This is a genomic window from Streptomyces davaonensis JCM 4913 (assembly GCF_000349325.1).
Classification (GTDB): domain Bacteria; phylum Actinomycetota; class Actinomycetes; order Streptomycetales; family Streptomycetaceae; genus Streptomyces; species Streptomyces davaonensis.
Genome location: NC_020504.1, coordinates 8,922,685 through 8,948,243 on the forward strand (window position 1 = coordinate 8,922,685; position 25,559 = coordinate 8,948,243).

At 70.6% G+C, this 25,559-nt stretch carries 27 protein-coding genes; 19 read left to right on the forward strand and 8 right to left on the reverse strand.

Annotated features, from left to right (window positions below; translation table 11 throughout):
• Window positions 1–215: 215 nt before the first annotated feature.
• From BN159_RS39495 to BN159_RS39515, 5 genes are all read left to right on the forward strand, one after another.
• Complete coding sequence (locus BN159_RS39495; protein ID WP_015662676.1) at window positions 216–1,157, forward strand: PLP-dependent cysteine synthase family protein; 942 nt, start codon at window positions 216–218, stop codon at window positions 1,155–1,157.
• Window positions 1,158–1,248: 91 nt separating this feature from the next.
• A complete protein-coding gene (locus BN159_RS39500) occupies window positions 1,249–2,535 on the forward strand; it encodes an ATP-grasp domain-containing protein (RefSeq protein ID WP_015662677.1) in 1,287 nt (428 codons plus the stop codon).
• Entirely contained in the window at window positions 2,532–3,836 is a 1,305-nt protein-coding gene (locus BN159_RS39505) for an ATP-grasp domain-containing protein (protein ID WP_015662678.1), read from the forward strand. The genes BN159_RS39500 and BN159_RS39505 overlap by 4 nt, the downstream gene beginning before the upstream one ends.
• Entirely contained in the window at window positions 3,833–5,092 is a 1,260-nt protein-coding gene (locus BN159_RS39510; protein ID WP_231905677.1) for an MFS transporter, read from the forward strand. Before BN159_RS39505 ends, BN159_RS39510 begins: the two co-directional genes overlap by 4 nt.
• Before the next feature lie 5 nt (window positions 5,093–5,097).
• On the forward strand, window positions 5,098–5,772 hold the full coding sequence (locus BN159_RS39515) for a DNA methyltransferase (RefSeq protein ID WP_015662680.1): 675 nt from the start codon (window positions 5,098–5,100) through the stop codon (window positions 5,770–5,772).
• Between the two features lie 5 nt (window positions 5,773–5,777).
• Here the strand turns inward: BN159_RS39515 and sigJ are convergent, their stop codons facing one another.
• The gene (gene sigJ / locus BN159_RS39520) at window positions 5,778–6,716 is read right to left on the reverse strand and encodes an RNA polymerase sigma factor SigJ (RefSeq protein ID WP_015662681.1); all 939 of its coding nucleotides are present in this window, start codon (window positions 6,714–6,716) and stop codon (window positions 5,778–5,780) included.
• Between the two features lie 177 nt (window positions 6,717–6,893).
• Between sigJ and wrbA the strand changes: the two genes are divergently transcribed.
• Window positions 6,894–7,508, forward strand: a complete 615-nt coding sequence (gene wrbA, locus BN159_RS39525) for an NAD(P)H:quinone oxidoreductase (RefSeq protein WP_015662682.1) — start codon at window positions 6,894–6,896, stop codon at window positions 7,506–7,508.
• Between the two features lie 51 nt (window positions 7,509–7,559).
• Window positions 7,560–8,261, forward strand: a complete 702-nt coding sequence (locus BN159_RS39530) for an MBL fold metallo-hydrolase (RefSeq protein ID WP_041820475.1) — start codon at window positions 7,560–7,562, stop codon at window positions 8,259–8,261.
• Here BN159_RS39530 and BN159_RS39535 read toward each other — a convergent pair.
• The 6 genes from BN159_RS39535 to BN159_RS39560 are packed head-to-tail and all read right to left on the reverse strand — an operon-like array spanning window position 8,253 to window position 13,554.
• Window positions 8,253–8,741, reverse strand: coding sequence for a putative quinol monooxygenase (locus tag BN159_RS39535; protein WP_015662684.1), 489 nt, complete (start codon window positions 8,739–8,741; stop codon window positions 8,253–8,255). The genes BN159_RS39530 and BN159_RS39535 overlap by 9 nt on opposite strands.
• A gap of 1 nt (window position 8,742) precedes the next feature.
• Window positions 8,743–9,909 (reverse strand): galactosyltransferase-related protein, encoded by a 1,167-nt coding sequence (locus BN159_RS39540; protein WP_015662685.1) that lies wholly within the window; start codon window positions 9,907–9,909, stop codon window positions 8,743–8,745.
• Window positions 9,910–9,922: 13 nt separating this feature from the next.
• On the reverse strand, window positions 9,923–11,182 hold the full coding sequence (locus BN159_RS39545; protein ID WP_041820477.1) for an MFS transporter: 1,260 nt from the start codon (window positions 11,180–11,182) through the stop codon (window positions 9,923–9,925).
• Window positions 11,183–11,196: 14 nt separating this feature from the next.
• Complete coding sequence (locus tag BN159_RS46605; protein WP_015662687.1) at window positions 11,197–12,015, reverse strand: class I SAM-dependent methyltransferase; 819 nt, start codon at window positions 12,013–12,015, stop codon at window positions 11,197–11,199.
• A complete protein-coding gene (locus tag BN159_RS39555) occupies window positions 12,012–12,866 on the reverse strand; it encodes a BKACE family enzyme (RefSeq protein ID WP_015662688.1) in 855 nt (284 codons plus the stop codon). Before BN159_RS39555 ends, BN159_RS46605 begins: the two co-directional genes overlap by 4 nt.
• Before the next feature lie 55 nt (window positions 12,867–12,921).
• Window positions 12,922–13,554: a GTP cyclohydrolase II gene (locus tag BN159_RS39560; protein WP_015662689.1), complete on the reverse strand. Its 633-nt coding sequence runs from the start codon at window positions 13,552–13,554 to the stop codon at window positions 12,922–12,924.
• Between the two features lie 405 nt (window positions 13,555–13,959).
• On the opposite strand from BN159_RS39560, the gene BN159_RS39565 reads away from it, so the two are divergent.
• The 5 genes from BN159_RS39565 (at window position 13,960) to rosB (ending at window position 19,038) form a co-directional block, all read left to right on the forward strand.
• Window positions 13,960–15,513: a gamma-glutamyltransferase gene (locus tag BN159_RS39565; RefSeq protein WP_015662690.1), complete on the forward strand. Its 1,554-nt coding sequence runs from the start codon at window positions 13,960–13,962 to the stop codon at window positions 15,511–15,513.
• 45 nt (window positions 15,514–15,558) lie between these two features.
• Window positions 15,559–16,038, forward strand: coding sequence for a riboflavin synthase (gene ribC, locus BN159_RS39570; RefSeq protein WP_015662691.1), 480 nt, complete (start codon window positions 15,559–15,561; stop codon window positions 16,036–16,038).
• Between the two features lie 461 nt (window positions 16,039–16,499).
• Window positions 16,500–17,060 (forward strand): riboflavin ABC transporter permease RibX, encoded by a 561-nt coding sequence (gene ribX, locus BN159_RS39575; RefSeq protein ID WP_231905678.1) that lies wholly within the window; start codon window positions 16,500–16,502, stop codon window positions 17,058–17,060.
• Between the two features lie 83 nt (window positions 17,061–17,143).
• Window positions 17,144–18,202 carry a riboflavin ABC transporter substrate-binding protein RibY gene (ribY, locus tag BN159_RS39580; protein ID WP_015662693.1) on the forward strand — a complete coding sequence of 353 codons (1,059 nt, stop codon included), beginning with the start codon at window positions 17,144–17,146 and terminating at the stop codon, window positions 18,200–18,202.
• 62 nt (window positions 18,203–18,264) lie between these two features.
• Window positions 18,265–19,038, forward strand: coding sequence for an 8-demethyl-8-aminoriboflavin-5'-phosphate synthase RosB (gene rosB / locus BN159_RS39585; protein ID WP_015662694.1), 774 nt, complete (start codon window positions 18,265–18,267; stop codon window positions 19,036–19,038).
• Between the two features lie 55 nt (window positions 19,039–19,093).
• Here rosB and BN159_RS47510 read toward each other — a convergent pair whose 3' ends face one another.
• Window positions 19,094–19,543, reverse strand: coding sequence for a response regulator transcription factor (locus BN159_RS47510; protein WP_015662695.1), 450 nt, complete (start codon window positions 19,541–19,543; stop codon window positions 19,094–19,096).
• Between the two features lie 148 nt (window positions 19,544–19,691).
• On the opposite strand from BN159_RS47510, the gene BN159_RS46610 reads away from it, so the two are divergent.
• From BN159_RS46610 to BN159_RS39625, 7 genes are all read left to right on the forward strand, one after another.
• On the forward strand, window positions 19,692–20,372 hold the full coding sequence (locus BN159_RS46610; protein WP_015662696.1) for a 4'-phosphopantetheinyl transferase family protein: 681 nt from the start codon (window positions 19,692–19,694) through the stop codon (window positions 20,370–20,372).
• A gap of 109 nt (window positions 20,373–20,481) precedes the next feature.
• A complete protein-coding gene (locus BN159_RS39600) occupies window positions 20,482–22,182 on the forward strand; it encodes an AMP-binding protein (RefSeq protein ID WP_015662697.1) in 1,701 nt (566 codons plus the stop codon).
• Window positions 22,179–23,036, forward strand: a complete 858-nt coding sequence (locus BN159_RS39605) for a ferritin-like domain-containing protein (protein WP_015662698.1) — start codon at window positions 22,179–22,181, stop codon at window positions 23,034–23,036. The genes BN159_RS39600 and BN159_RS39605 overlap by 4 nt, the downstream gene beginning before the upstream one ends.
• The gene (locus BN159_RS39610) at window positions 23,036–23,539 is read left to right on the forward strand and encodes a PaaI family thioesterase (RefSeq protein WP_015662699.1); all 504 of its coding nucleotides are present in this window, start codon (window positions 23,036–23,038) and stop codon (window positions 23,537–23,539) included. The genes BN159_RS39605 and BN159_RS39610 overlap by 1 nt, the downstream gene beginning before the upstream one ends.
• Window positions 23,536–23,832, forward strand: a complete 297-nt coding sequence (locus BN159_RS39615; protein ID WP_197541380.1) for an acyl carrier protein — start codon at window positions 23,536–23,538, stop codon at window positions 23,830–23,832. Before BN159_RS39610 ends, BN159_RS39615 begins: the two co-directional genes overlap by 4 nt.
• Entirely contained in the window at window positions 23,829–24,710 is an 882-nt protein-coding gene (locus BN159_RS39620) for a class I SAM-dependent methyltransferase (RefSeq protein ID WP_015662701.1), read from the forward strand. The genes BN159_RS39615 and BN159_RS39620 overlap by 4 nt, the downstream gene beginning before the upstream one ends.
• Window positions 24,707–25,540 (forward strand): acyl-ACP desaturase, encoded by an 834-nt coding sequence (locus tag BN159_RS39625; protein ID WP_015662702.1) that lies wholly within the window; start codon window positions 24,707–24,709, stop codon window positions 25,538–25,540. Before BN159_RS39620 ends, BN159_RS39625 begins: the two co-directional genes overlap by 4 nt.
• Window positions 25,541–25,559 lie beyond the last annotated feature (19 nt).

Genomic DNA, 25,559 nt, shown 5'->3' on the forward strand with positions numbered 1-25,559 from the left:
ACCCCCGTACTCGGACGGCTCTTCGACCTCCGGCATGAACGTACGTAAATGAGTCACGGCGGATGCCGTGAGCGACCCCCGCAGTCGATGCAGTGCGGCAACCCGAACCTTGGATCGCGTGGTCAACGGGCGGCTCGAGCGGCAGATTCAAGGCGAGCATGCGCTGCTCGGGGAAGCCGCGGCATGCGTCGAGCGGAACCGATGCGGAGGGGCCCGTGACCGGATTGTCGACCGGCAGCGTCGTCAGCTCACTCGAGGACCTCGTGGGCAACACCCCGATGCTGCGGCTGAGACTCGCCGGGCTGCCCGACGACGCCCATGTGCTGGCCAAGCTGGAGTCGGCGAACCCGCTGTCGAGCATCAAGGACCGGGCCGCGCTGTTCATGCTGCGCGCCGCGGAGGAGTCGGGGGCGCTGCGGCCGGGCGGGACGATCATCGAGTCGACCTCGGGCAACACCGGTATCGCGCTCGCCGCGCTGGCCGCCGCCCGCGGCTACGGCTGCCGGATCGTGCTGCCCGACAACGCCTCGCGGGAACGCCTGCTGACCCTTGGCATGCTCGGCGCCGGGATCGAACTCACCGACCACACCCTCGGGTTCGCCGGCTGCGTCGAGCGCGCCGAGGAACTGCACGCCGCCACCCCCGGCTCCTGGTACGCGGCCCAGCACGTGAACGCCGACAACGTCCGCGCCCACTACGAGACGACCGGCCCCGAGATCTGGCGGGACACCGGCGGCCATGTCGACTACCTGGTCTGCTCCGTCGGCACCGGCGGCACCCTGACCGGGGTCGCGCGGCGACTGCGGGAGCACAACCCGGAGTTGACGGTCGTGGCCCTGGAACCGGCCGGCTCGCCCCTGCTGTCCGGCGGCGAGCCGGGACCGCACCGCATCCCCGGTCTGAACGGCGGATTCACCAGCCCCGTCACCGACGTCACCCTCATCGACGAGGTGATCGCGGTCGACGACGAGGACGCCGCTGCCGCCACCCGCGCCATCGCCGCCGCCACCGGACTGCTGGTCGGCGTCTCCTCGGGCGCCGCCGCCCACGGCTGCCTTGACCTCGCGCGCCGCCACGACCTGACCGGGGCCACGATCGTCACCGTCTTCCCGGACACCGGGGAGCGCTACCTCAGCTGGTGGCCCGAGGCGTCCTGACGCCCTCGCCTCACACTTCGCCGCGCTGTCTCGTCGGACTGACAGACGCGTCCACGCCGATCCAGCGCACGGAACGGAGCACAACCGACCCATGAATCCCGAGCGTTCGCTGCTCCTCGTCGGCGCCACCGACGAAACGGTCGCCAAGGCCAAGCAGTTGGGCCTGCACGTCCTGCTGTTGCAGCACCCCACCAAGGTCAACGCCGAGCAGGAGCGCCTCGCCGACCGGGTCGAGGTCGTCGACTACACCCGCTGGGACCTGGTGCGCCCCATCGCCGAACGGCTGTGGCAGGCGCCGGGCTTCAGCGCGGCCACCTCGATCACCGAGCCGGGCCTGGAGAACGCGGCCCGGATCAACGACCTGTTCGCCCTGGGCGGCACCGGCCACGAGGTCACCCGGCGCTTCCGCGACAAGGCCGTCATGCGCGCCCACCTCGACGACGTACGCGCCCAACTCCTCCATCGACGCACCGACCTGGACGACTTCGGGCAACGCTGCGGCTACCCCTTCGTCGTCAAGCCGACCGACGCCACCGCGAGCATCGGCGTCCACCGCCTCGACGGACCCGCCGACGCCGACCCGGTCTGGGCCGAGGTGCGACGGCTGTCGGGCACCAGGACCGACCGGGTCTCGACGCTGATGCTGCTCCAGGACTTCCTGATGGAGGAGTACATCGACGGCCCCGAGTACAGCGTGGAGTCCTTCAGTTCCGCCGGACGCCATGTGGTCATCGCCGTCACCGAGAAGTTCACCGACCCCGCGCACTTCGCCGAACTGGGGCATGCGGTCCCGGCCCGGCTCGGCGCCGCGGTCGACACCTGGATCCGCGCGGCCGTCGTCGCCTTCCTGGACCGGCTCGGCCTCAAGGACGGCGTCTGCCACACCGAGATCCGCGTCGGCGCCCACGGCCCCCGCGTCATCGAGAGCCACAACCGGATCGCCGGGGACGCCATCACCGACCTGGTGCACAGCGTCTACGGCATCGACACCGTCAAGCTCGCCCTGGCCGCGCCCTTCGGCCTCGCCGAGGAGCTGCCCGACCGTCCCATGGGCCGGGGCGGGGCCGCCGTACGGTCCGTGGTGGGCCGGGCCGGCGACGTCGTGGAATCGGTGGACGGCGTGGCCGAGGCGGAGGCGCTCCCCGATGTGCTGGCCGTGCGCATCAGCGCCAAGCCGGGGGAGACGGTACGGCCGCTGCGCGACAACTGGGATCGCCTCGGACTGGTCGCGGTCACCGGCGACGACACCGGCGCGGCGATCCGGCGCGGCGCCGAACTCATCGGCGGCGTCGTCCGGATCACGGTGAAGGACCCCGACGGACGGCCCGGACTGGCCGAGGCGGCACCGGTGAGCGACCGGACGGTGATCCCGGCATGAGCGTCCTCGTCCTGCACCGCAACCCCTTCGCCGCCTTCCCCTACCGCCGCTGGCTGAGCGGCGATGCCCCCGGCCTGGACGACCGCACGCCGCACTGCGGTGACCTCGTCGTCCTCGCCGCCCGCGACAAGATCGAGTCCGCCGGTGAGCCGCTCCCGACCGCCGCCGACCACGACCTCACCCACCTCGAAGTCTTCGACACCCTCGACGACGAGTCCGTCCCCGCCCGCGCGCTCGCCCTCGCCGAGAAGCACCGGATCACCCATGTCATCGCCCACCACGAGGCGGACGTCGCCCTCGCCGCCCGGCTGCGCGAGCGTCTCGGCCTCGACGGGGCGTGGAGCGCCGACATCACGCCCTTCCGCGACAAGGTCCTGATGAAGACGCTGGCGCGGGAGGCCGGGATCGAGGTCGCCGAGCACCTCGTGCCGGGCCGCCCCCAGGAGGTCCGCGACTTCGCCGCCCGGCAGGGCTTCCCGGTGGTCCTCAAGCACCGGGCGGGATACAACTCCATCGGCCTGCGCATCGTCGCCGACCCGGACGAGCTGGAACCGGTGTTGGCCGAGGCCCGCTGGGGGGACCTGATCGTCGAGGCGTACGTCCCCGGGCGCATGTGCCATGTCGACGGACTCGTGGTGGACGGCCGTACCGTGGCCGCCTGGCCCTCCCAGTACCAGTACGACCTGGCCTCCTTCGGCCTCGACCCCGGACCCCGCGTCGACCTGACCCTGGACGTCGACGACCCGCTCACCCCGCGCCTGCTCACGCTGATCGAGCGGACGCTGACAGCCCTGAAGCGGCCGGGCTCCCGGCTGCGCACCCACGCCTTCCACGCCGAGGTCTTCCACACACCCGACGACCGGCTGGTGCTGTGCGAGATCGCCGGGCGGTCCGGCGGGGCCAAGATCCGGGAGGTCTTCGAGATCCTCTTCGGGATACAGCTCGCCGTGCAGGTCACCCGCGCGGAGGCCGGTCTCCCGCTGCCCGCCGTCGAGGGCGCCGTGGACGAGCGGGGGCTGCTGCGGCCGCGCCGTATGGCGGGACAGGTGCTCACGATGAAGCGGCCGGGGCTGGTGCGCGCGCTGCCCGCCGTCCCCGACGAGGAATGGGTCGAGGGATTCTGGCTCTTCGCCGAGGAAGGGCAGACCATCGCGCCCGCTTCGGGCTCCGCGGACTTCCTTACCGCGACCGTGGGTTCGGCGCCGAACCGCGTCGAGTGCGAGCGCCGGCTGCGGGCCCTCGGGGAGCGGATCAACGCCGAGACGAAGATCGTGCCGCTTCCCGAGGAAGGGGAGGCATGATGCGCGAGCAGCTGTCGTCCGTCCGCTTCAAGTACATGGCGGGCATGGTCGTCGACGCCACCGGCAGCGGGATGTACCTGCCGCTGTCGCTGCTGTACTTCCACCATGTCACCGGTCTGCCGCTCACCGAGGTCGGCGCCGTCGTGACGGCCGCCTCGGTCATCGGCCTGATCAGCAATCCGGTCGCCGGAATCCTCATCGACCGCTTCAGCGCCCGCGCCGTCCTGGTGGGCGGATACGTCCTGCGCGCCTCGGCGTTCTGTATCTATCCCTTTGTCGACAACAGTGTGGCCATGTTCGCGGTCCTGCTCCCCGTCGCCCTCGGCGACACCTCCTATCCACCGGCCATCCAGTCCTTCGTGGCGGAGATCGTGCGGGGCGCCGAGCGGGACAGGCTGCTCGCCGTGCAACGCAGCCTGCGCAACGCCGGGATGGGCCTGGGCGGCCTCCTCGCGGGCGCGGCCCTCGCGCTCGACGACTCGGGGTTCTACGTCGTCGTACTCGGCGCGGCGGCCGGGTACCTGTGCGCGGCGGGGCTGCTCAGCACGATCCGCACCGGCGCCGGCGACCGGCCGTCGGGCGGCCGGGTCTCCCGCAAGGGCGGCTATCGGATGGTGGCGGGCAACCGTCCCTTCCTGGGCCTGACCCTGCTGAACATTCCCACGGCCTTCGCGTACATGGTGCTGTCCGTGGCCCTGCCGGTGTACCTCACCCGTGAACTGGACGCGCCCGTCTCGCTGGTGGGCATCGTGTACGCGGTCAACACCGTCGGGATCGCCGTGCTCCAGATCCCGGTCACCCGGCTGCTGGTCAAGTACCGCAGAACGCGGGCGGTGGCGCTCGGCGCGGGCGTCTTCGGGCTGTCCTTCGTCACCTTCGCGGTGCTCGGCGGACTGTCCACCGGGGCGGCCCTGATCGCCGGGGTGTTCGCGGCGACCGCCCTGTTCACCGTGGGCGAGCTGCTGCACGGTGCCACCGCCTCCGCGCTGGTGGCGCAGGCCGCGCCGGAGGAGACGCGCGGCCGTCATCTCGCCGTCTACCAGCTGTCCTGGGCGGTGCCCATCGCCCTCGCGCCCACTGTGCTCACGGCCCTGCTGTCGCTGTCGGCCACCGGGATGTGGCTGGTCCTGGCGGCAGGTGTGGCGGGCTCCGCGCTCGGCGTGCTGCGCCTGGAACGCGAGCTGCCGTCGACGGCGGTGCATCCGGAGCCGCCCGTACCCGAACCCACCGTGCCTGAACCGAGAAAGGTCGCGTGATCCGTATGGGGATCTCCAGTTGGCGTGTGCTCGGCGCGGAGGACCCGGAGTTCGCCCAGGAGGCGGCCGCCGGGCAGAGCGGTCTGGTCAGCCAACTCCGTCCGCTGATCCGGGAGTTGACCGAGCCCGGAGATCTGGTCCTCGACCCGTTCGCCGGATGGGGTACCACCCTCGTGGCCTGCGCCGCCGAGGGACGGCTCGGCGTCGGCGTCGAGATCAACCCGTCCCGCGCCGAGGAGGCGCGGCAGCGCGTCGCCCGCCACCCCGAGCAGCGCATGCTCTGCGGCGACGCCCGCAAGCCCCCGCTCGACCCCGGCACCGTCGACCTGGTCCTGTGCGATCTGCCGTACTTCGGCACCGACTTGGACCTCGACGACCCGGACCCGGGCCAGATGTACGCGCTGCGCGACTACGACGTCTACCTCGCCACGCTCGACGAGGCCTTCGCGGCCGTCGCCCAGGTGATGCGACCGGGCGCGCACGCCGTCATCGCCGTCCAGAACCGGCGGATCGCGGACCGGTTCGTGCCGCTGGCCTGGGACGCCGCGCGGGCGCTCGGCCGTCATCTGACCCTCGGGGACGAGCGCGTCCACCTGTACGACTGGCCGGTCAAGGACGACGGCGACCCGATGCGCACGAACCGGTCGCACGAGTACCTGCTGATGGCGCGGAAGCCCTGACGGACTCAGCCCTCCCTCCACAGACGGAGCTTGTCGGGGTTGAGCACCGACCAGATCTGCTGGATCCGCTCGCCCGTCACCAAGAACGCCAGCACCGACACGGGCATCCCGTCCACCTGCGCGACCAGACCCGGCTGACCGTTGACCGTGGTCTCCAGCAGCTCCAGGTCGGGCACCACGTCGATCCGTCCGGCGAAGAAGCGAGCGATCTCCTCGGCGCCCTCGATCGGACGGAGCACGGCCTGCACCAGACCGCCACCGTCGCCGGTCGCCGTGGCGTCGGGCGCCAGCAGCCCGATCAGTGCCTCGATGTCCTTCGCCTCCCACGCCCGCTTGAACGCCCGCACCGTATCCGCGCGCCCGACCGCGGGAGCCGCGTCGGGCTGTGCGGCGCGGATCCGGCGGCGGGCCGACGAGGCGAGCTGCCGACAGGCTGGCTCGCTGCGGCCGACGATCGAGGCCACCTCGGCGAACGAATACCTGAAGACGTCGTGCAGGATGAACGCGACCCGCTCGGCGGGGGTCATCAGCTCCAGTACGACGAGGAAGGCCATGTTGATCGACTCGTCCAGGGTGACCCGGTCGGCCGGGTCGACCGCGGTGCCGCCGCCCCACCGCCCGCTGACCCAGTCGGTGCTCGCGGGCAGCGGCTCGGGGACCCACTCGCCCACATAGTGTTCCCGTCGGGCCCGCGCCGAGCCGAGCTGGTCGAGACAGATCCGGCTGGCGACGGTGGTCAGCCAGGCGCCGGGGGACTCGATGGCCTCCCGTTGCGCCGCGGTCATGGCGTACCAGCGGGTGTAGGTCTCCTGGACGACGTCCTCGGCCTCGGTCAGTGAGCCGAGCAGCCGGTAGGTGAGGCCGAGCAGTTGCTGCCGCTCGCTCATGATCGCGCTCAGGTCCGGATCGGGCCGGCTGTGCTCGGCCCCGGATGCGTTGGTCATGGTGTCGCCGACTCCCTAGGTCGTCTCGTCCCCCGTCAAGTCCGACGAGACATCGGCTGCATCTGTGAGGTCGGCGCCCACGGCCCGCATGGTGCGCGGCCGGCCTCACACTTCGCGGGGCTGCGTCGTCGTACCTGATGAACGGAACACTAGCCAGGTGACGAAGGAAGGGAACCGATGTCGGATTCCGTCAATGTCTCGATCATCTACTACAGCGCCACGGGTACCGTGCACGCTCTGGCGCAGGCGGCGGTCGAGGGTGCGGAGAAGGCCGGTGCTCAGGTACGACTGCGCAAGGTCCCGGAGACGACTCCGCAGGAGGTGATCAACCTCCGGCAGGAGTGGGTCCAGCACCTCGCGGACACCGCCGATGTCGAACTCGCGAGCCATGACGACCTGGAGTGGGCCGACGTGGTGCTCTTCGGCACCCCCACCCGCTTCGGCAACCCGGCCAGCCAGCTGCGGGTGTTCATGGAGAGCACCGGGCCGCTGTGGTTCCAGGGCAAGCTCGCGGGCAAGGTCTACTCGGCCTTCACCGCCTCCAACACCGCCCACGGCGGCCAGGAGTCCACCCTCCTGGCGCTGGGCAACACCTTCTACCACTGGGGCGGCATCATCGTCCCGCCCGGCTACACCGACCCCATCCAGTTCCAGTCCGGCAACCCCTACGGCAGCTCCCACGTGGCCGGCGCCGGTGCTCCCGGCGACGTCCAGCTCCAGGCGGCCCGCCACCAGGCGCGCCGGACCGTCGAGATCGCGGGCGCCCTCAAGGCGGGCCGTGCCGCGGCCTGAGCCGGGGCGACGGCGGCGGTTCGCCCGCTGACCCCCTGTCAGACTGCGGGCATGCCGACTCCGTTGCGCCAGTTGTCCGGCCGGGTCTGGATCCACCCAGGGGATCCGGACCCGGACGCCGTCATGCCCTGCGTCGCGGTGGTGGCCGACGACGCGGGCAGCACGGTGATCGACGCCGGGCAGAGCCCCGGCCATGCCCGGCTCGTGCAGTCGGCCATGGCCGGGGCCGGTCTGCCCGCCGCCCGTCGCCTGGTGTACACGCACCACCACTGGGACCACACCTGGGGCGCCTGCGCCTGGGAGGTGGAGGAGATCGTCGGCCATCAGACGGGCGCCGAACTCCTGGCAGCCGAGTCCCGCCGCCCCTGGAGCCACGAGTACATGGAGCGGGAGATGGCCGCCGACCCACGCCTCGGCCCGAGTTTCCGGGCCCGGGCACGGGCCATGCCCACCTGGGACGACTTCGTGGTACGTCCGCCCACCCGCACCTTCACCGACGGGCTCACGCTCCCCGGGGGCGTCGAGGTCCGGCACGTGGGCGGTGGCCACGCGCCGGACTCCACGGTCGTCGCGGTCCCCGACCCCGGGGTGATGCTGCTCGGTGACTGCTTCTACCCGCCGCCCTTCCATCTGCGCGAGCCCGGCCCCGCCGGTGAGGAGATCGACCTCCCGCTGATCACCGCGCTGGTCGCCGAGGGCTTCGACTGGTACGTCGACAGCCACAGCCCGCCCTGGCGCCCACCGTCACCATGAGCCGAGCGCCCGCCAGGCGGCGGGATCACCGGGCCCCGACGGCGGACGGCAGCGCAGGGCGGACGTATCGGAGTCGAGGTCCAGCAGCCAGACGCCCTCCGCCTCCGCTGTGGGGCGCGGCGCGTCCTCCAGGGCCACGCTCTCACCCGGTGGACACAAGTCACGGTCCGCCGCCGGTTGCCAACCGAAGCGCCGTACATCCGGATCGGCCGACCAGAGCGGACGAGCCGCCGCCCAGAAGTCCGTCAGCTCGGTCGGCGGCGCCGCCCACAGGGCGTCCCGGTCACTGATGTCCCGCCACAGCCAGTACACGCACAACCGGGTGTCGTCGGTGGCCTGTGCCAGCACCTGGAAGCGCAGCAGACCGTCGGCGTCCAGGCCCTCACCGAGCCGCAGATTCAGCTCGGCGAGTCGATCGCCCGCCCCGGGCAGCGCGGTCTGGAAGCCCAGGACCGCGCAGGCGCGTAGGTCGGTGGCCATGTCAGCCCGAGAAGCGTTCGAGGCGGCCGATGGGCTCCGTCGGCACCCAGGACAGCAGCGGGATGTGGTAGTTGACGGTCTGTCCGTTCTTCAGCTGTCCCGAGCTGGGGTGGTACAGGTGCAGCATCGGGTCGTCGTACTGGTCGAAGGCGGTGGCCAGTTGGACGCGGAGCGCGAAGTCGATGTCCTCCCGGCCCCAGCCCTCGAACCGCTCGTCCATGCCGTTGACCGAGTCGAAGACATCGCGCCGCAGCCAGACGCACAGCCCCGGTGAGCGCTGCACCGCGAACCAGCGCAGCCGGTCGGCGTCGGCCTCGGGCTTGCCTTCGAGGCATCGCTCGCGCACCGCGGCCGCCGACGCGGGCGCATCCATGTACAGCAGGTCCCGGAAGCACATGAACGCCCCCGACCCGGCCCGCCGGAACCGCTCGGTGTTGCGCCGTACGAAGTCCCGGTCGACGAGGGCGTCGGCGTCGAGCAGACACAGGTACGGCGCCTGGCGTGCGGAGCGCAGAACACCGCAGTTGGAGCCCCAGGACTTGTTGAAGGGTCGGTCGGAGAAGGCGAACAGCCACTCGTCCGCGTACTTCAGGACCGTCTCGCGCCAGCGCGGAGTGGTGTCCGACTCGACCACGGTCACGTGGTACTGCTCACGGGGCATCGTCTGGTCGGCGAGTGCGGCCAGACAGGCCACCAGGTTCCGGGCGCGCACGCCGTCCTCGCTCCGGTCCCGGAACGTGATCACGATCTGGGTGGCCGGGACCTCGACGGAAGCGGGCGCGGGGGGATTCGCGGGCCAAGAACGCCAGTTGGGGTCGGCGGTGGCGCTGCGATCGTAGGCGTCGCCGAGGTGGTAGCCGAAGCGGGACCGGTCCTTGATGTCGCAGGCGATGTCCACGAAGGGGGCTTCCGTGTCCGGCGCCACTCGGTCACGGACCCGGCGCCAGGCCTCGACGCTCACCGGGTCGGCTACCAACTCATCGGCTGCCGAGGCCAGTTCGGTGTCACCGTGGGACTGGATCTCCTTCAGCAGCTCGGCCGACCGCTCCTGGACTCGGTGCCAGTAGTAGGGGTTCGCCTCGCGGGCGCCGTGGTCCGCGTGGATGACGAGGGCGTCGGCCACGGCGCTCGCGCGGGCCGCGGGCTCTTGGGGGAGTCGGGACATCATCGGCGTACGGTCCTCACGTGGATGGCTGGGTCTTGGTGTCGACATGCGTGGGGAAACGGGTGCGGAGCCCTGCGAAGACGAGGGCTGCCGCGAGCATCAGCGCGATGAACGCCCCCCAGAGCACGGGCATCGACTTGCTGAGCAGATAGCCGACCAGCGCCGGTCCGGAGACGGACGACAGGGTCCAGGAGAGCTGGAACACCGAGACGTATCGCCCCTGGGAGCCCTCGGGTGCGGCGGCGACGGCCAGGCTGGTGGTGGCGGGCGCGGCGAGCATCTCGCCGAGGGCCAGGAACCCGACGCCGACGATGACCACCGTCATCGCGAGGACGTCGGACGACGAACCGGCGGCGCAGGCCAGCAGCAGCACCGCGACGACGAAGCACGCGGTGCCCGCGAGCGCGGTCGAGGTTCTGCGCAGGTGGTACAGGCGGGCGGCGACGGTGGTCTGGAACAGCATGGTGAGCGACATCTTGAGCATCAGCGCGAAGGCCGCCGTCCAGCTCGCCAGATGCACGGAGCGGACCAAGTAGACCGGCAGCACGAGGGTGGAGATCAGCCAGCCGTACGTCAGCAGTGTGTTGCCCAGGGTGAGCGTCAGATAAGGGCGGTCCGATCCGAGGGCACGCCAGCCGCCCACGGGCGCCGTCTCCTTGGGGACGGGCGGCCTGGGCGGGGTGCGCAGCGAGACGAAGAGCACTCCGGCGGTGACGGACGTGGCGACGTTGAGGGCCAGCATCGCCCGGAGCCCACCGTCGCCGCTCACCGCGAGCGCCACCGAGGCGATGCCCGAACCGGCGGCCAGACTGGCGCTCTTGGCCGCGTTGACGATGGCGTACCAGCGATCGAGGCTGTCGCCGTCGGCCACTTGCTCGCTGACGAAGACCGGCCACGCGGCCCAGTACGTGCGGTCGGCCACCGTGACGACGACGATGCCGAGGAGCAGCGGCCACCAGGACTGGACCCAGAAGTACAGCGTGTATCCGACCGCCGCCGCCACGGTCTGCGCGATCAGGACGGGCCGCGCGCCCAGCCGGTCCACCAGGTGCCCCGCGAACAGCGGAACCGGCAGGCCGGCCAGGCTCGCCACCGTGATGATGACGCCGAGTTCCGCCACCGGGATGTCGGTGGCGGTGGACAGATACAGGAAGGTCAGCGGTAAGAACGCCCCATAGCCGACGGTGTCCACCACGACGGCCGTGACCAGGCGCCGGTGCACCGAGCCGCGGTCGCCGGACCGGGCCCGGCCCCGCAGCCCCGAGGGAATGCTCACTCGCCTCAGTATGGTCAATCACGACCAACCGGTCGGCGCAGTACCGCCAACACGCTGGCGTGCACCAGCTCGATCTCCCCGTCCGGCCCGCCCAGCGCGCCCTGGAGCAGCTCCACCGCCCGCTCCCGCCGGGGCGGATCCGCCTGCCAGGGCCCGCCGCTCGCCAGCCACCAGGTCACATATGCCGGAACGGACACCGCGGCGCGCCGCTCGACCAGGAAGACATCCTCCACCACCAGACCGTTCCGTCCGGCGACGACGGTGAGTTCGACGCAGGTCAGCCGGCGCCGGGTGAAGTCGTCGGCGGTGTCCTGGCCCAGCAGCCCGTGCACCCGAGCGCCCACCCGCCGGTCGAAGTCGTCGGTGGCCGCGCTGCGTCCGGCCGTCGCGGCACAGAGCAGCCCGTCCGGCGCCAGGAGGTGCCGCAAGCGGGTGAAGCAGTCGTCGTAGCGCGGATACATCCAGTGCAGGGCGGCGTTGCTGAACACCGCGTCGAAGGCTCCCGTCACTGCCTCGGGGTCGAGCAGGGAGCCGTGCCGGAACTCCAGCCGTCCCGCGCCCTGTTCACCGGTGCGGGCGCGGGCGTGGTGGAGCATGTCGGCGGAGACGTCGAGTCCGGTGACGTGTGCGGCCGTCGGCAGCCGGGTCAGCAACTCCTCGGTGAGCGCGCCGGTTCCGCATCCCACGTCCAGGGCGCGGCGCACCGCGCCGGGATCCGGGTGCAGCCCGGCCACCAGGGCGGCGTTACGGCGTTGGAGGCGGCCTGTGGCCTCGTCGTAGGAGTCGGCGGCGTGCCAGCGGTGCCGGCGGACGGTGGCGATGTCCTGCGTCATTCGCGGGTCACCGGCTTCAGTCCGATGATCGCCCGGGTCTCCTCCGGGGTGGCCGGCTCGCGGCCCAGCTCCTGGCCGATGCGGACGGCGCGCTCCACCAACCGGGCGTTGGCGGCGGGGGACTTGTGCGTCCAGTCGTCGTACGGGTTGTCCTCCAGGCCGACCCGCACATGTCCGCCGAGCGCCGTGGCGAGGGTGTTCGCCCGGGTCTGGTAGCGGCCGATGCCGGCCAGCGCCCAGGTGGCGCCCGGCGGCAGCGCGGCCAGCACCGCGGCCAGGTTCGCCGCGCTGACCGCGGCCGTGCCGAGGGAGCCGAGCAGGATGTTGGCGTAGAACGGCGGCTGTAGGACGCCCTTGTCGGCGAGGAAGGCCGCGTAGTCCGCCATGCCGACGTCGAAGATCTCCAGTTCCGGCACGACCTCGTGCTCGCGCATGGCGGTGGCCAACCCCTGGATGGTCTGCGGGGAGTTGACCGAGGGGCCGGTCGGGAAGTTCATCGAGCCGAGGGTGAGCGAGGCCATCTCGGGCCTGCCGGGCCCGGTGACGGTGAGCGAGGCGGCCCGCTTGTCGGTCTCGGACCAGTTGCGGCCGCTCGTGGTGACCACGACGACGATGTCGGGCGTCTCGGAGACGACCGCGTCGCAGATCTCCTGGAACCGCTCGGGCCGCCAGGTGGGTTCCTCGTCGGAGTCGCGGGCGTGCAGATGGACCATGGAGGCGCCGGCGTCACGGCAGCGGCGGACGTCCGCCGCGATCTCGGCCGGCTCCACCGGCACGGCCGGGACCTTGGCGCGGCGCGGGATCATTCCGGTGGGGCAGAGGTTGACGATGAGCTTGTCGGCTAAACCCATGCGGAGCCTGCTTTCGAGGGATGAGCTGCGAGAACCTGGGTGCGGTCGTGCTCCGTCAGCTGCGCGGCTTGCTGGGTTCCGTCATGGGCCCGAGGCTCCCCAGGTGGCCGAGCACATAGTCCTTGGTCTCCAGGTAGCCGGAGTTGTGCGGGGTGACGAAACCGCCCCAGGGGACGCGCTGGACCTCCAGGCCCGCGGTCTCCAACGCCGAGATTTTCAGGGGGTTGTTGGTGGCGAGTCTGAGTCGCACGACACCGAACTCGCGCAGTACCGCGGCGGCGTCGGTGTAGTCGCGATCGTCGACCGGCAGTCCGAGCGCCAGATTGGCCTCGGCGGTGTTCATGCCCTGCTCCTGAAGGGCGTAGGCCCTGATCTTGTTGGCGAGGCCGATCCCGCGGCCCTCATGGTCCAGCAGATAGAGCAGGATGCCGTGGTCGCTCTCCAGCACGGCGTCGAGCGCTGCGGACAACTGGCTGCCGCAGTCGCAGCGCAGCGAGCCGAGGATGTCGCCGGTCGCGCACGCGCTGTGCAGCCGGACGAGGGGCGCGCACTCCTCGGCGCGCTCGGTCCGGTGCACCGCCGCAATGACACTCTCGGGACCATTTCTCGCCCTGCCGAAAACGTGCAACCTCACCTCTCCGCCGGAAATCGGCAATGTGCAGCTGGCCTGGCTGACGATATGCGGCATGGGATTCCTTCAGGGCGCGCGAAATGTCACGGCGTACGGATCCTCTTCCCAAACCAGGTTACAAGCGGTTTCGGGCAACAGAATACGAGTCGGATTTCTGACGTGAAACCGTTCATCGGTCCGTCCGATATGGCGGACATATCGGTCAGTTCCGACGAGTCGCGTTCAACTGCCCAGGTGAGCGGGCGCGTCGTTCGGCCAATCTCCCGGAAGCGCTTACTCGTAAGGGTGATGACAGCCCCCACGGTTCCTCCATAAGGTCGGCCGGGTGGACGCGACTTCCATTCTTCTCCGCCGCTCAAGAGAATCAGGTCATCCGGTTTTTTGGACCGTCGATCCCACTTCGGTGGTGTGGCCATGCGGGTGATTCTCCGTGATCGCCAACAGTGGGGGAGCCGGGGCGTCGTGTCGGCCGGCTCCTCGGCCGCCGCCCTCGCCGCGCTGAGCGTCCTGGACGAGGGCGGCACGGCCTTCGACGCGGCGATCACCGCCTCGGCGTTCCTCACCGTCGCCATGCCGATGGCTTCGGGACCGGGCGGCGACGCCACCGCCGTGCTGCACCCGCGCGGGGAGGGCGCCCCGCTCGCCCTGCTCGGCCTCGGCCGGGCCCCGCTCGCCGCCGGACCGCGGGCCTTCGAGGAGCGCGGACTGGACGGCGTGCCCCGCACCGGCATCCTCTCGGTCACCACCCCCGGACTGCTGGACGCCTGGTACGCGGTCCACGAGCGCTTCGGCACCCTCCCGCTCGCCCGGCTCCTGCGCCCCGCGGCCCGGGCCGCCGCGGACGGCGCGGTGATCACCGGCCAGTTCCAGCGCTGGACCAGGGATAACCTCCAGGTGCTGGAGCAGCCGGAGTTCCACGAGGTCTACCGGCGCGCCGGTGAGCGGGAGTCCGTGGGCAGCCGCCTGCCCCAGCCCGGCCTCGCCCGCCTGTACGACAGAGCGGGCCGCTCCGGCCGGGCCGAACTGCGGGACTGGATCGCCGTACTGACCGGCGAGTCGAGCGAGCACCTCGGTGGCCTGGTGCGCGGCGAGGATGTGCGCGCCACCACCGCCCGCCTGGTCCCCGCCCTGGTCGGGGAGGTGGCCGGACGGCGCGTAGCCGTACCGCCCGCCCCCACCCAGGGGCCGCTGATGCTCCAGAACCTGCTGCTCTACGAGGCGTTACGGGCCGAGGGCGAGCGCACCGACTCGGCTGCCGGAGTCCATCTCCTCGCCGAGGCCGTCCACCAGACCTTCGGCTGGCGCCTGGACCACCTCGGCGACCCCGACGCCGACGGACCGCCCCGGCCCGACCCCCTCGACGAGCGGACCCTCGCAGGGCTCCGGCGCGGCATCGACCCTGACAAGCGCAGTCCTTGCCGGTACGCCGGTCACTACTCGCACGGCGACACCACCCACTTCGTCATCGCCGACGGCTCCGGCAACGCCGTGACCTGGGTGCAGAGCCTGGGCCTCGGCTTCGGCGCGGGGGTCGGGCCCGCGGAGGCGGGACTGCTGCTCTGCAACCGCCTGGGTCGCAGTACGACGCTGGATCCGCGCCACGCCAACCAGGTCAGGCCCGGCGCGCGGCCCGTCAACACCATCTTCCCCTGGACGATCAGCGAGGGCCCGGACGTCCGCTGGCTGGGCGGAACACCCGGCGGCGACGGTCAGTGCCAGTGGAACACCCAGGTCGCGGCGGCCCTGCTGTTCGACGACAGCACCCCGCTGCGCGCGCTGTCCGGGCCGCGCTGGACCTACTTCCCCGGCAGCGACCGCATCGAGGCCGGACGCCCCGAGCAGCTCCACGTCGACGAGACGATGCCCGAGGAGACCGTGGCGGAACTGGTGCGCCGGGGCCATGAGGTCGTGCGCAAGGCGAGCGTCGGCGGGGTCAACCGGGTGGTCGGCGGCCACGGCGGCGCGCTGTACGGGCTGGACGACGGACGGCAGGAGGGGCTCACGGCGGCCCTGTGAGCGCCGTACCGAAGGAAGTTGACCGACCAGCGAAGGGGACACGTCATGGATCGCATCGGAGTCGTCGACACCATGTTCGCGCGCGTCGACATGGGATCGATCGCCGAGCGCAGGCTCGCCGGGATGGAGGGATTCGGTGCCCGTTTCAAGGTCGTCCGGCGCACCGTGCCGGGGTTCAAGGACCTCGCGGTGGCCGCCCGTCAGCTGATCGAGCGGGAGAACTGCGAGGTCGTCATCGCCTGCGGGATGCCGGGCGGCGCCGAGCTGGACCAGGTCTGCGCGCATGAGGCGGCGCAGGGGATCATGCTCGCCCAGGTGCTGACGGGCAAACACATCCTCGAAGTCTTCGTGCACGCCCAGGAGGAGCCGGATCCGGCCAGGCTCACCGAGCTGTGCCGCCACCGTGTCGGCTCGCACGCCTTGAACGCGTATTGGCTGCTGTACGCGCCCGAGGAGTTGCGCAAGAGAGCCGGCCAGGGCATTCGACAGGGCGGCCCGGACGCCGGACCCCTCCCGGGGGCGTGACGGAAATTCGCTCATTGCCGGTGAAGCGGGTTGCATGACCGGTTTATTTCTTACCCGGATATTCGTTGCGAGTATCCCTCCGAGTGGACTAACTTGCGTGGAGCGCAACTTGATCCGCATTCGCCAGGGACGGTTGAGTGTTCCCACGAAGTGCCACGCGCGACACGTCGCGATCCGAAGCAGACAACCAAGAGAGTGTCACAGCCGACGAGTCCGAGAGCGCTCGATCGATCGGCCCGGAGAAAAGTACCGGGAGACAGAAATCGCGGCGCCGCTCAAATGGCCGCGGTATCGGCATCCTGGCACCACTCCTGCTCGGATTGCTCCTGGTCGCTCTCTGGGACGCCGTAACCCGCTTCGGCGCCGTCTCCACATTCTTCCTGCCCACTCCCTATTCCATTGCGAAGGAGCTGGTAAGCCAATCGCAGGACGGTTTTCTGCTCGACTACCTCGCACAGACCGTGACCGAGAGCGTCGCGGGCAGTGCGCTGGGTCTGGCCGTCGCCCTCCCGCTCGCCTACCTCATCGCCCGCAACCGCGTGGCCGCCGCCGCCCTTCAGCCCTATGTGGCCGCCTCCCAGGCGGTGCCCGCGGTGGCGCTCGCCCCGCTGCTCGCCCTCTGGTTCGGCTACGGGCTGCTGCCCATCGCCGTCCTCTGCGCCCTGCTGGTGTTCTTCCCGATCCTGGTCAGCACGGTCGTGGGGCTGCGGCAGATCGACCCGGACGTCATGAACGCCGCACGGGTCGACGGGGTGGGCCGGGTGCAGATGCTGCGGCACATCGAGTGGCCGCTCGCCCTGCCGAGCACCCTCGCGGGCATCCGGGCCGGTCTCACCCTCTCCGTCACCGGAGCCGTCGTCGGCGAGTTCGTGGTCGGCGGTGACGGCCTCGGCCAGCTCCTGACCGTCCAGCGCAGTGAGGCGGACACCGTCGGCCTGTTCGCCACCCTGTGCGTCCTGACCCTCCTCGCCGCCTGCTTCTACGGCCTGATGCTGCTGCTGGAGCGCTGGGCGCGCTGGTGACCCAACGCCGCGGCGGCGCGGCACACCTCCCCTACCCCTGCCCTCAGAACCGGATTGACGTGCCATCAGAAAGAGCTCAGTCCATGAGAGTTGTCACCGGATCCGCCGTCCCGCGCCGCCGCTTCGTCACCGCGGCCGCCGCCGTAGCCCTGCTGGCGACGACCCTCGCGTCCTGCGCCGAGGAACCGAACGCCGACGACAAGAGCGACGCAGGCGGAGGCGGCACCACCTCGCTCACGCTCGGCCTCACCTACATCCCGAACATCCAGTTCGCGCCCTTCTACGTGGCCGAGGAGAAGGGCTACTACAAGGACGCCGGACTCGATGTGACGCTCCATCACCACAGCGCCAGCGAGGACCTGTTCGGCGGAGTGAAGGCGGGCAAGGAGGACCTCCTCATCGCCGGCGGCGACGAGATCGTCCAGGGCCGTGCCGGTGACATTCCGGTCGTCAACGTCATGACGCTCTACAAGAACTACCCGGTGGCCCTGCTGGTCCGGGACGACTCCTCCATCAGCGATGCCGCCGGTCTGAAGGGCAAGACCATCGGGGTCCCGGGACCGTACGGCGAGACCTACTTCGGTCTGCTCGCACTGCTCGCTGAGGGCGGGCTCACCACCGAGGACGTGGACGTGAAGTCCATCGGCTACACCCAGCAGGCGGCCCTCACCGCCAAGCGGGTCGACGGAGTGATGGGCTTCGTCAACAACGACCAGGTCCAGTTCGAGCAGGCGGGCCTGGACGTACGCGCCGTCCGGCTGGCGGAGGGGACCGACGGCGCCCCCCTGATCTCGTCGGGCATCGGAACCTCCGACAGCTTCCTGAAGAAGCGCCCCGACGATGTACGGAAGTTCGTGGCGGCCACCTTGCGCGGTGTCGAGTTCACCCTGGCCAACCCCGAGGAAGCGATCGAGCTGAGCCGCGCCCACATCCCCACGCTGAAGGACGCCAAGAGCGAGGCCTCGGCGCTGGCGGTGCTGAAGGCGTCGGCGCCCCTCATCCGCGGCAGCGGTGGACGGCTCGGGGAGAGCGACCCGCAGACCTGGAGCCGCATGGCGGACTTCATGAAGGAGACGGGCCTGATCAAGAAGGAGATCCCTGCCGAACAGGCCTACACCAACGACTACCTGCCCAAGGAGTGAGGCGAGCCACGCCCGCACTCCGCTGAAAGTCGAACCAGTCGCTACGGGAAGGAACGAGAAGAATGGCTCTCAAGGCTCTCATTCTCAACACCACTCTGCGCCGGTCACCCAGCCGCTCGCAGACCCAGGGACTCATCGACAAGGCGGTCCCCCTCTATGAGAAGGAAGGGATTGAGACCGAGGTCGTCCGTGTCATCGACCATGACATCGAGCAGGAGTACTGGGACGACTACGACGACTGGAACGCCGGCGAGAAGGCGCGCCGAGAGGACGAGTGGCCCTGGCTGCTGGAGAAGATCAGGGAGGCGGACATCCTGGTGATCGCCACCCCGATCACCCTCAACATGTGCACCTCCGCCGCCCACGTCATCCTCGAGAAGCTCAACCTCATGGACGAGCTGAACGGCGACACCAAGCAGTTCCCGCTGTACAACAAGGTCGCGGGGTTACTCATGTGCGGCAACGAGGACGGCGCCCACCATGTCGCCGGCACCGTGCTGAACAACCTCGGACGGCTCGGCTACAGCGTGCCGCCGAACGCCGCGGCGTACTGGCTCGGCCCGGCCGGCACCGGCCCCGGCTACATCGAGGGCAAGGGCGACCGGCACTTCCACACCAACAAGCTGATCCGCTTCATGGTGGCCAACACCTCCCACCTGGCCCGCATGCTCCAGGAGACCCCGTACACCACGGACCTGGAGGCCTGTGCCCAGGCGGCCCGGGAGGAGAGCGACGACGTGTTCGCGATCCGGGTCAACGTGAACACCCCGGCCATCCGCTACAAGCGGTTCCAGAAGCTCGGTGAGGTCAAGGTCGAGGAGAGCCAACTCGGCTGAACCCGAGAGCGAAAGCCGGGCGCTTTTTGGCGCCCGGCTTCCCATAGGGTTCTGTTCAAGGGATTTCGACGTCGTCGTCGGAACGGCCGTCCAGAAAGTAGAGCGCGGCCTGGGTGCGGTCCGTGGCACCGATCTTGGTGTAGATCGCGCTGAGATGGTTCTTGACGGTTTTCTCGGAGATGGCGAGATTCTGCGCGATCCTGCGGTTGCTCATCCCCTCGGTGATCAGCCGCAGCACGTCCGTCTCCCGGGACGTCAGCCGCCGTACGCCGCCCTCCGGGGGCCGGACGGGGACCACCGCGACCTGGTCCGCTCGCATCGCGTAGAGCGCGGCCTGGGTACGGCCGGTGGCGCCGATCTTGGCGTAGATGGTGGAGAGATGGTTCTTGACGGTCTTTTCGGAGATCCCGAGAATTCTGGAGATCTTTCGATTGCTCATCCCTTTGGGCACGAGCCGCAGAATGTCCAGCTCTCGGCGCGTCAGATTGCTCGTGGATAAGTCCAAGTCTTCTCCTCGGGCACTTTTTGCGCAACGAGGGGATTGTCGCGCAAGCCACCCTGGAATATCAAGGCAAGTCAGCGACAAGAGAGTTGGCGGGAATTCGATCTCGGTGCTCTTGTCGCCGCATTCTGTTCCTGGGACGGTCGGGGCCGTGACCTCCGTGCCGCGCGTTCCGATTCTCGTGCTGAGCTGCGACTGGCGTTCCCGCGAGGCGCCCGAGGAGTTGCTGGGGCGCCGGGAGCGAGCCCAGGCCGCCGTCCTGCCGGGGCCCGCGCGCCGCAGGGAGTGGGTCCGCTCCCGGCTGACCGGGAAGGCGGCGCTCCGGCTGGTCACGGGAGAGCGGGGCGTGCAGATCCTCACGGCACCGGACGGCGCCCCCAGCCCGACGGGACGCGGCGCGAGCGTGTCCCTCTCCCACACCGGGTCCGTGGCCGTGTGCGCGGCGATGCCGGGCGCCGAGCCGCTCGGCGTCGACGTCGAGCCGGTGGATCCGCGCAACGACGTCTTGCTGCGGCGGGTGTTGCTGCCCCAGGAGGAGCTCGCGGTGCCCGGCGGGCGGCCCGGGCTGCGCTCGACGGCGTGCATCAGCTGCAAGGAGGCCGCCGTGAAGGCGTTCCGCAGGCCGTCCGTCCGGCTGCGCGACTACCGGCTGTGCCGAGGCGCGCAGGGCAGCGTCTGGGTCGGCGTGGAAGGCACCGACCTGCCCCGGCTGCGGGTGTGGCGGGAGTGCAGCAGAGGTCTGCTGACCGCGGTCTGCGCGCCCGCCGACGCGCGGCCGGTGTACCGCAGGCTGAGCCCGCAACGCCTGCTCGACGTGCTCGCCGCCGGGTGAACTCCCGCCGGGGACCGGGACGTTGGTCCTATTTACCGGCGCCGGAAGGCGATGCAAAGCTCAACCACCACGCGAGCGGCGGCTCATCGGGACGACGGAAGGGATCGCCTTGAGGCCCGCACTGCTTTCCGGGGACACACTCACCGCCTGTTTCGCCGCCCACGTCCGGACGTCTCCGTCGGCGACGGTCACCTTCCCCGGCACCGACGAGCGGATGACCGCGCGGGAGCTGGACGAAGCATCGCTGCGCAGCGCTCGGGGCCTGATGGCCCACGGGGTCGGACCCGGCTGTGTCGTGGGCCTGTTGATGCCCACGGACGCCACCTTCCTCAGCGTCTTCTTCGGCGTCCAGCGCGCCGGAGCGGCTGTCAGCATCCTGCCGGTGCCGGCCGGTTTCGGCGACGAGGCGGGCATGGCCCGCAGACTCGCCCGGATCATCAGCACCGCCGGATTCCGGCACCTGGTGCTGGACCCCGCCTTCCGCAACGTCGGCAAGCTGCTGACCGACCAACTCCCCGGCTTGGTCCTCATCGACCCGAAGGCCACCGGTACCGGCGGCGAACGCACGCTGCCCGCGACCGACCCCGACGCTCTGTCCGTGGTCCAGTTCACCTCCGGCAGCACCAGCGCCCCGAAGGGCGTCCAGCTCACCCAGGCCACCATGGCCGCGGGGCTGCACGCCTCGGTGGTCTCCGGCCACTTCAGCCCCGACGACGTGTTCATGCAGTGGGTGCCCGTCTTCCACGACATGGGACTGATCGGACTGGTCTCCCACCTCCTCAACGGCGCCGAGGTGCACGTCTTCAACCCCATCGCCTTCCTGCGCCGACCCGCCGCCCTGCTCGGCTACTTCGCCGAACACCGCGGCACGGTCATCACCGGCCCCAACTTCTCCTACGACCAGATGCTCGACGCCGCCCCACCGGAACTCATCACCGGGCTCGACCTGTCCGCCTGGCGCCTCGCCTTCAACGGCGCCGAACCGGTCAGCGCCGCCACCACCCGCCGGTTCGCCCGCGCCCTGGCACCGGCCGGAGTGGGCGACGGCGTGATGTACCCGGCGTACGGCATGGCCGAGGCGACGCTGGCGATCACCTTCCCGGTGCCGGGCAGCCCGGTGCGGGTGCTGACGGTCGACCGCACCGCGCTGGCGACGGGCCGCCGCGCGGTGCCGGTGGCCGCCGACGCCCCGGGCGCCAAGGACCTGGTGTCCGTGGGCCATCCGGTGCACGGCATCGAGCTGCGGCTGATGACCGAGGACGGACGGCCCTGCGCCCCCGGGGAGTCGGGCGAGATCCAGATCGCCGGACCGCCCGTCACCCACGGCTATCTCAATCACCCCGAGGCCACCGCCGCCGCCTTCGACGGACGCTGGTTCAGAACCGGCGACCTCGGCCTCCGGCTCGACGGCCACCTCTATGTCACCGGCCGCCGCAAGGACATGGTCGTCGTCCGGGGCCAGAACTACTTCCCCGACGACGTGGAGGCCGCCGCCCAGCAGGTGCCCGGGGTGTACCGACAGCGCTGCGTGGCCTTCTCCGACGTCGAGGACGACGGCCGCGAAGTCGTCCGGGTCGTGGTGGAGGCCGTGCCCCAGGCCGACCGGGCCGAACTCGCCGCGCAGATCAGGGCCCGCGTGGAGAGCGAGATGGACTTCACCGACGTACGCGTCCATCTCGTCAAACCGCGCTGGCTCACCCGTACCAGCAGCGGCAAGTGGCAGCGCGCCCTCACCCGTGAGCGGATCGCGGAACAGACCGGGGCGACCGATTCGTCAGCGCACCGAACCCCACGGAGGACACCGCGATGACCACCCCGCAACGGATCGAACAGGCCCGCGACCCGTCGGCGGAGCCCCTGCACAGCTACGACGTCTTCCCGGCCTACCAGGAGGCCTCCTGGGAGCTGAAGGACATCCCCTGGGACGCCTTCCGGCCCGATCTGGTCCGCCCCGAGCACATCGCCTTCGCCAAGGGCGCGGTCATGGGGGAGTCCAACTCGGTCGCCGCCCAGCACGGCTTCTTCAACGAGTTCGTCGACGACTACGACTTCTCCGCCTTCGTCTGCCTGTGGGGCTACCAGGAGCTCCAGCATCACCTCGCCTTCAAGAAGTGGCTGCGCCTGGCGGGGGAGGACGTGGGCTACGAGCAGATCAACGCGATGCGCGCCCCCTACCCGCCCGGGGTCACCCCGTCGGCCACCCTCGCCACCAACGTCATCTCCGAGATCGCCACCAACCACATGTACAAGTGCGTGAGCCGGGTCACCCCGGAACCCGTACTGGCGAAGATCATGAAGCGGGCGAGCGGCGACGAGGCCCGGCACGCACGGGAGTTCATCCACTACACCGCCCGCCGGCTCGGTGACCGCCCCGAGGAACTCCCCTCGGTGCTTGAGGTGTTCTACGTCTACCTCGCCGACGAGAAGGGCAAGTACCAGCACCCGGTGAGCAAGTTCAAGGGCGACCTCCCCGAACTGGTCGGGCACATCACCATCGACGAGGTCTTCCGGTACTTCGCCGAGGTCGACGACGGCAGCGAGTGGGACCGCATCCACCGCCGGCTCTTCGACACCCTCACCGAGCTGTCCGGCCGCCCGATCGCCAAACTCCGCGACATCAGGCGGGTGTTGGCCGACCTGACCGCCCCCACGGACGCCGGCTGATGGGCGAGCGGGTCGAGCTGCCCTGGCTCGACGAGCCCACGTTCCGCTGCTTCGGCTGTTCCCCGCGCAACCGTATCGGGCTCGCCCTGGAGATGTTCCGTACCGACGACGGAGGGCTCGCCACCGACGTCACGTTCACCGACGAGTACGCCTCCTACCCCGGCGTGGTGCACGGCGGCATCGTGAGCGCCCTCGTGGACGAGGTGATGGGCGACCTCATCGCCCTCGACCGGGGCATGCTGGCGTTCTCCGTCACCCTGCGCACCAAGTTCCTGCGGCCGCTGCGGACCCGGTGCCCCTATCGCGCGGTCGCCCGGATCGGCCGGGAGGGCAACGGCGTGGTGCACACGGAGGCCGACGTCCTCGCCCCGGACGGCGAACCGCATGTCATGGCGAGCGCCGCCTACCAGCCCATCAGCTCCCAGCAGGCCGCCGACCACATGGGCCTGCCCGCCGAGGACCGCGAGCGCCTCGCCCACTACTTCGACCACGCGATTGGATGACGATGTCCCAGCAGGCCGCCGACCCCACCCCCCTGCCCACCATCAGCGCCGTCGTCGACGAGATCCGCGCGCAGGTCGGCAGGGAACTCCGCCTGGAGACCGAGACGGTGGAGGCCGACACCGTCCTGAAGAACCTCCCCGGCGCCGACTCGGTACGGCTGCTGCGGGTGGTCGCCCAGGTCGAGCGCATCTACGACGTGGAGTTCGAGGACGAGGACGTCTTCCGGGTGCGCACCCCGCAGGAGCTCGCCGAACTCGTCGTCCGCGACCTCACCGACCGGGACCCGGCGTGACCGGCGCCGTCGACATCGGGCCCGACCAGGCCCGGCAGGCCACCAACCAGCACTACGAGCTGCCCCCGGCCGTGTTCGAGGCGTTCCTCGACGCACGCCTCAAGTACAGCTCCGCCCTCTACCGCACCCCGGACGCCACCCTGGAGGAGGCCCAGACCGCCAAGCTGCGCTTCGTCGCCGAGCGGCTCGCCCTCACCGGCGGGGAGCGGCTGCTGGACATCGGCTGCGGCTGGGGCAGCCTGGCCCTGTTCATGGCCCAGGAGTACGGCTGCCGGGTCACCGCGGTCACCCCGTCCGCCCCGCAGGCCCATTACATCGGCGACCTCGCGGGGCGCCGCGGACTGACCGAGCTGCTGGACGTCCGCGTCGGCTCCTTCACCGACCAGGACCTGACCGGACGCTACGACGCCGTCACCATGCTCGGCTCCATCGTCCACATGCCCAACCGGGAAGCGGTCCTGCGCAGGACGTACGACCTCATGGCCCGGCGCGGCAGGCTGTACCTGTCCGAGAGCTGTTTCCGCAGCGCCGAGACCTACCAGGAGTTCGACCGCAGGCCCGGCACCCGGCACGTGACCCGGACCGTGTTCGGCTTCGCCGACATGGTCCCGCTCTCCGAGCTGGTCCGGGCCACCGAGGCCGCCGGTTTCAGCCTGACCTCGCTCGACGACCTCACCGCGCACTACCGCCGCACCATCGAGGAGTGGGAGCGCCGGGCCCTCGCCCACCGCGACCGCATCGAGGCCGCCGCCCCCGGGATGACGGAACCCCTCCTGCGCTATCTGCGCACCGCGCACGCCGGCTGGGGCTACACCACCAAGCATTACGCCTTCACCGCGCTGAAGTCACGGCTGGGACCGCAGGAGGCGCCACGATGACGGAGCTGCTCCCGCCCGGCACCATGCACGAGCTGGTGGACCAGGCGGTGTCCCGGGCCGCGGACCGCTCCTGGACGCTCCAGGACCTGGACTGGACGGGCCTGCGGCCCGAGGCGCTCACCGACGTCGACCGCTCGGCGGTCCGGTTCATCACCCTCGTCGAGGACCACATCCCGGGCTATCTCGCCCACTTCCTCCAGGCGTTCCCCATGGCGGGCGCCCAACTGGAGCTGGAGCGCTTCGGGTTCAACCGGGAGTACTTCCGCTTTCTCGTCGCCTGGGCCTCCGACGAGGAGCGGCACGCGGCCGCCCTCACCCGCTACCAGGTCGAGACGGAGATGGCCACTCGTGAGGAGCTGTGGCGGGAGCTGGCCGAGGAGGGCCGCAAGGAGTTCACCATCCCCTACGCCCACCCTTTGCAGTCCTTCACCTACACCCTCGTACAGGAGAAGGCCACGCAACTGTTCTACCAGCGCTTCCGTGAGACCGTCAGCGAGCCCTTCCTGCGTGACCTGCTGGGCAGGCTGGCCCGCGACGAGGCCCGCCACTTCGCCTTCTACAGCTCCCTCGTGGGCGCCTACCTCGCCCGCGACGGAGCCAAGGCCGTGCCCGGTCTCAAGGACGTGATCGCGTCATTCCGGATGCCGCTGGCCGACACCATGACCGGGTACTGGCGCTGGTCGCTGAAGGTCGCCGACGCCGCCTCCTACGACCACACCGAGGCCTATGAGGCGCTGGTCCGCCTGGTCCGCGGCTTCGTCGACGAGCCCGGCGAACCCTCGGTGGCCGACCTCGGTGACTTCGTGCACGCGATCCGGTCAGTGCGCTGAGCGAGGCGGCCGCGGCGGA

Excerpts from the sequence above, each read along its gene's own strand:
- BN159_RS39540 (WP_015662685.1), bottom strand. The coding sequence starts at position 9,909 with ATGATGTCCCGACTCCCCCAAGAGCCCGCGGCCCGCGCGAGCGCCGTG.
- BN159_RS39605 (WP_015662698.1), top strand. The coding sequence starts at position 22,179 with ATGACCACCCCGCAACGGATCGAACAGGCCCGCGACCCGTCGGCGGAG.
- rosB (WP_015662694.1), top strand. The coding sequence starts at position 18,265 with ATGGCTCTCAAGGCTCTCATTCTCAACACCACTCTGCGCCGGTCACCC.
- BN159_RS39615 (WP_197541380.1), top strand. The coding sequence starts at position 23,536 with ATGACGATGTCCCAGCAGGCCGCCGACCCCACCCCCCTGCCCACCATC.
- BN159_RS39560 (WP_015662689.1), bottom strand. The coding sequence starts at position 13,554 with ATGCCGCATATCGTCAGCCAGGCCAGCTGCACATTGCCGATTTCCGGC.
- ribC (WP_015662691.1), top strand. The coding sequence starts at position 15,559 with ATGGATCGCATCGGAGTCGTCGACACCATGTTCGCGCGCGTCGACATG.
- BN159_RS39500 (WP_015662677.1), top strand. The coding sequence starts at position 1,249 with ATGAATCCCGAGCGTTCGCTGCTCCTCGTCGGCGCCACCGACGAAACG.
- BN159_RS39530 (WP_041820475.1), top strand. The coding sequence starts at position 7,560 with ATGCCGACTCCGTTGCGCCAGTTGTCCGGCCGGGTCTGGATCCACCCA.
- BN159_RS39510 (WP_231905677.1), top strand. The coding sequence starts at position 3,833 with ATGATGCGCGAGCAGCTGTCGTCCGTCCGCTTCAAGTACATGGCGGGC.
- BN159_RS39625 (WP_015662702.1), top strand. The coding sequence starts at position 24,707 with ATGACGGAGCTGCTCCCGCCCGGCACCATGCACGAGCTGGTGGACCAG.
- BN159_RS39535 (WP_015662684.1), bottom strand. The coding sequence starts at position 8,741 with ATGGCCACCGACCTACGCGCCTGCGCGGTCCTGGGCTTCCAGACCGCG.
- wrbA (WP_015662682.1), top strand. The coding sequence starts at position 6,894 with ATGTCGGATTCCGTCAATGTCTCGATCATCTACTACAGCGCCACGGGT.
- BN159_RS39555 (WP_015662688.1), bottom strand. The coding sequence starts at position 12,866 with ATGGGTTTAGCCGACAAGCTCATCGTCAACCTCTGCCCCACCGGAATG.
- BN159_RS39505 (WP_015662678.1), top strand. The coding sequence starts at position 2,532 with ATGAGCGTCCTCGTCCTGCACCGCAACCCCTTCGCCGCCTTCCCCTAC.
- BN159_RS46605 (WP_015662687.1), bottom strand. The coding sequence starts at position 12,015 with ATGACGCAGGACATCGCCACCGTCCGCCGGCACCGCTGGCACGCCGCC.
- sigJ (WP_015662681.1), bottom strand. The coding sequence starts at position 6,716 with ATGACCAACGCATCCGGGGCCGAGCACAGCCGGCCCGATCCGGACCTG.
- ribY (WP_015662693.1), top strand. The coding sequence starts at position 17,144 with ATGAGAGTTGTCACCGGATCCGCCGTCCCGCGCCGCCGCTTCGTCACC.
- BN159_RS39515 (WP_015662680.1), top strand. The coding sequence starts at position 5,098 with ATGGGGATCTCCAGTTGGCGTGTGCTCGGCGCGGAGGACCCGGAGTTC.
- BN159_RS39610 (WP_015662699.1), top strand. The coding sequence starts at position 23,036 with ATGGGCGAGCGGGTCGAGCTGCCCTGGCTCGACGAGCCCACGTTCCGC.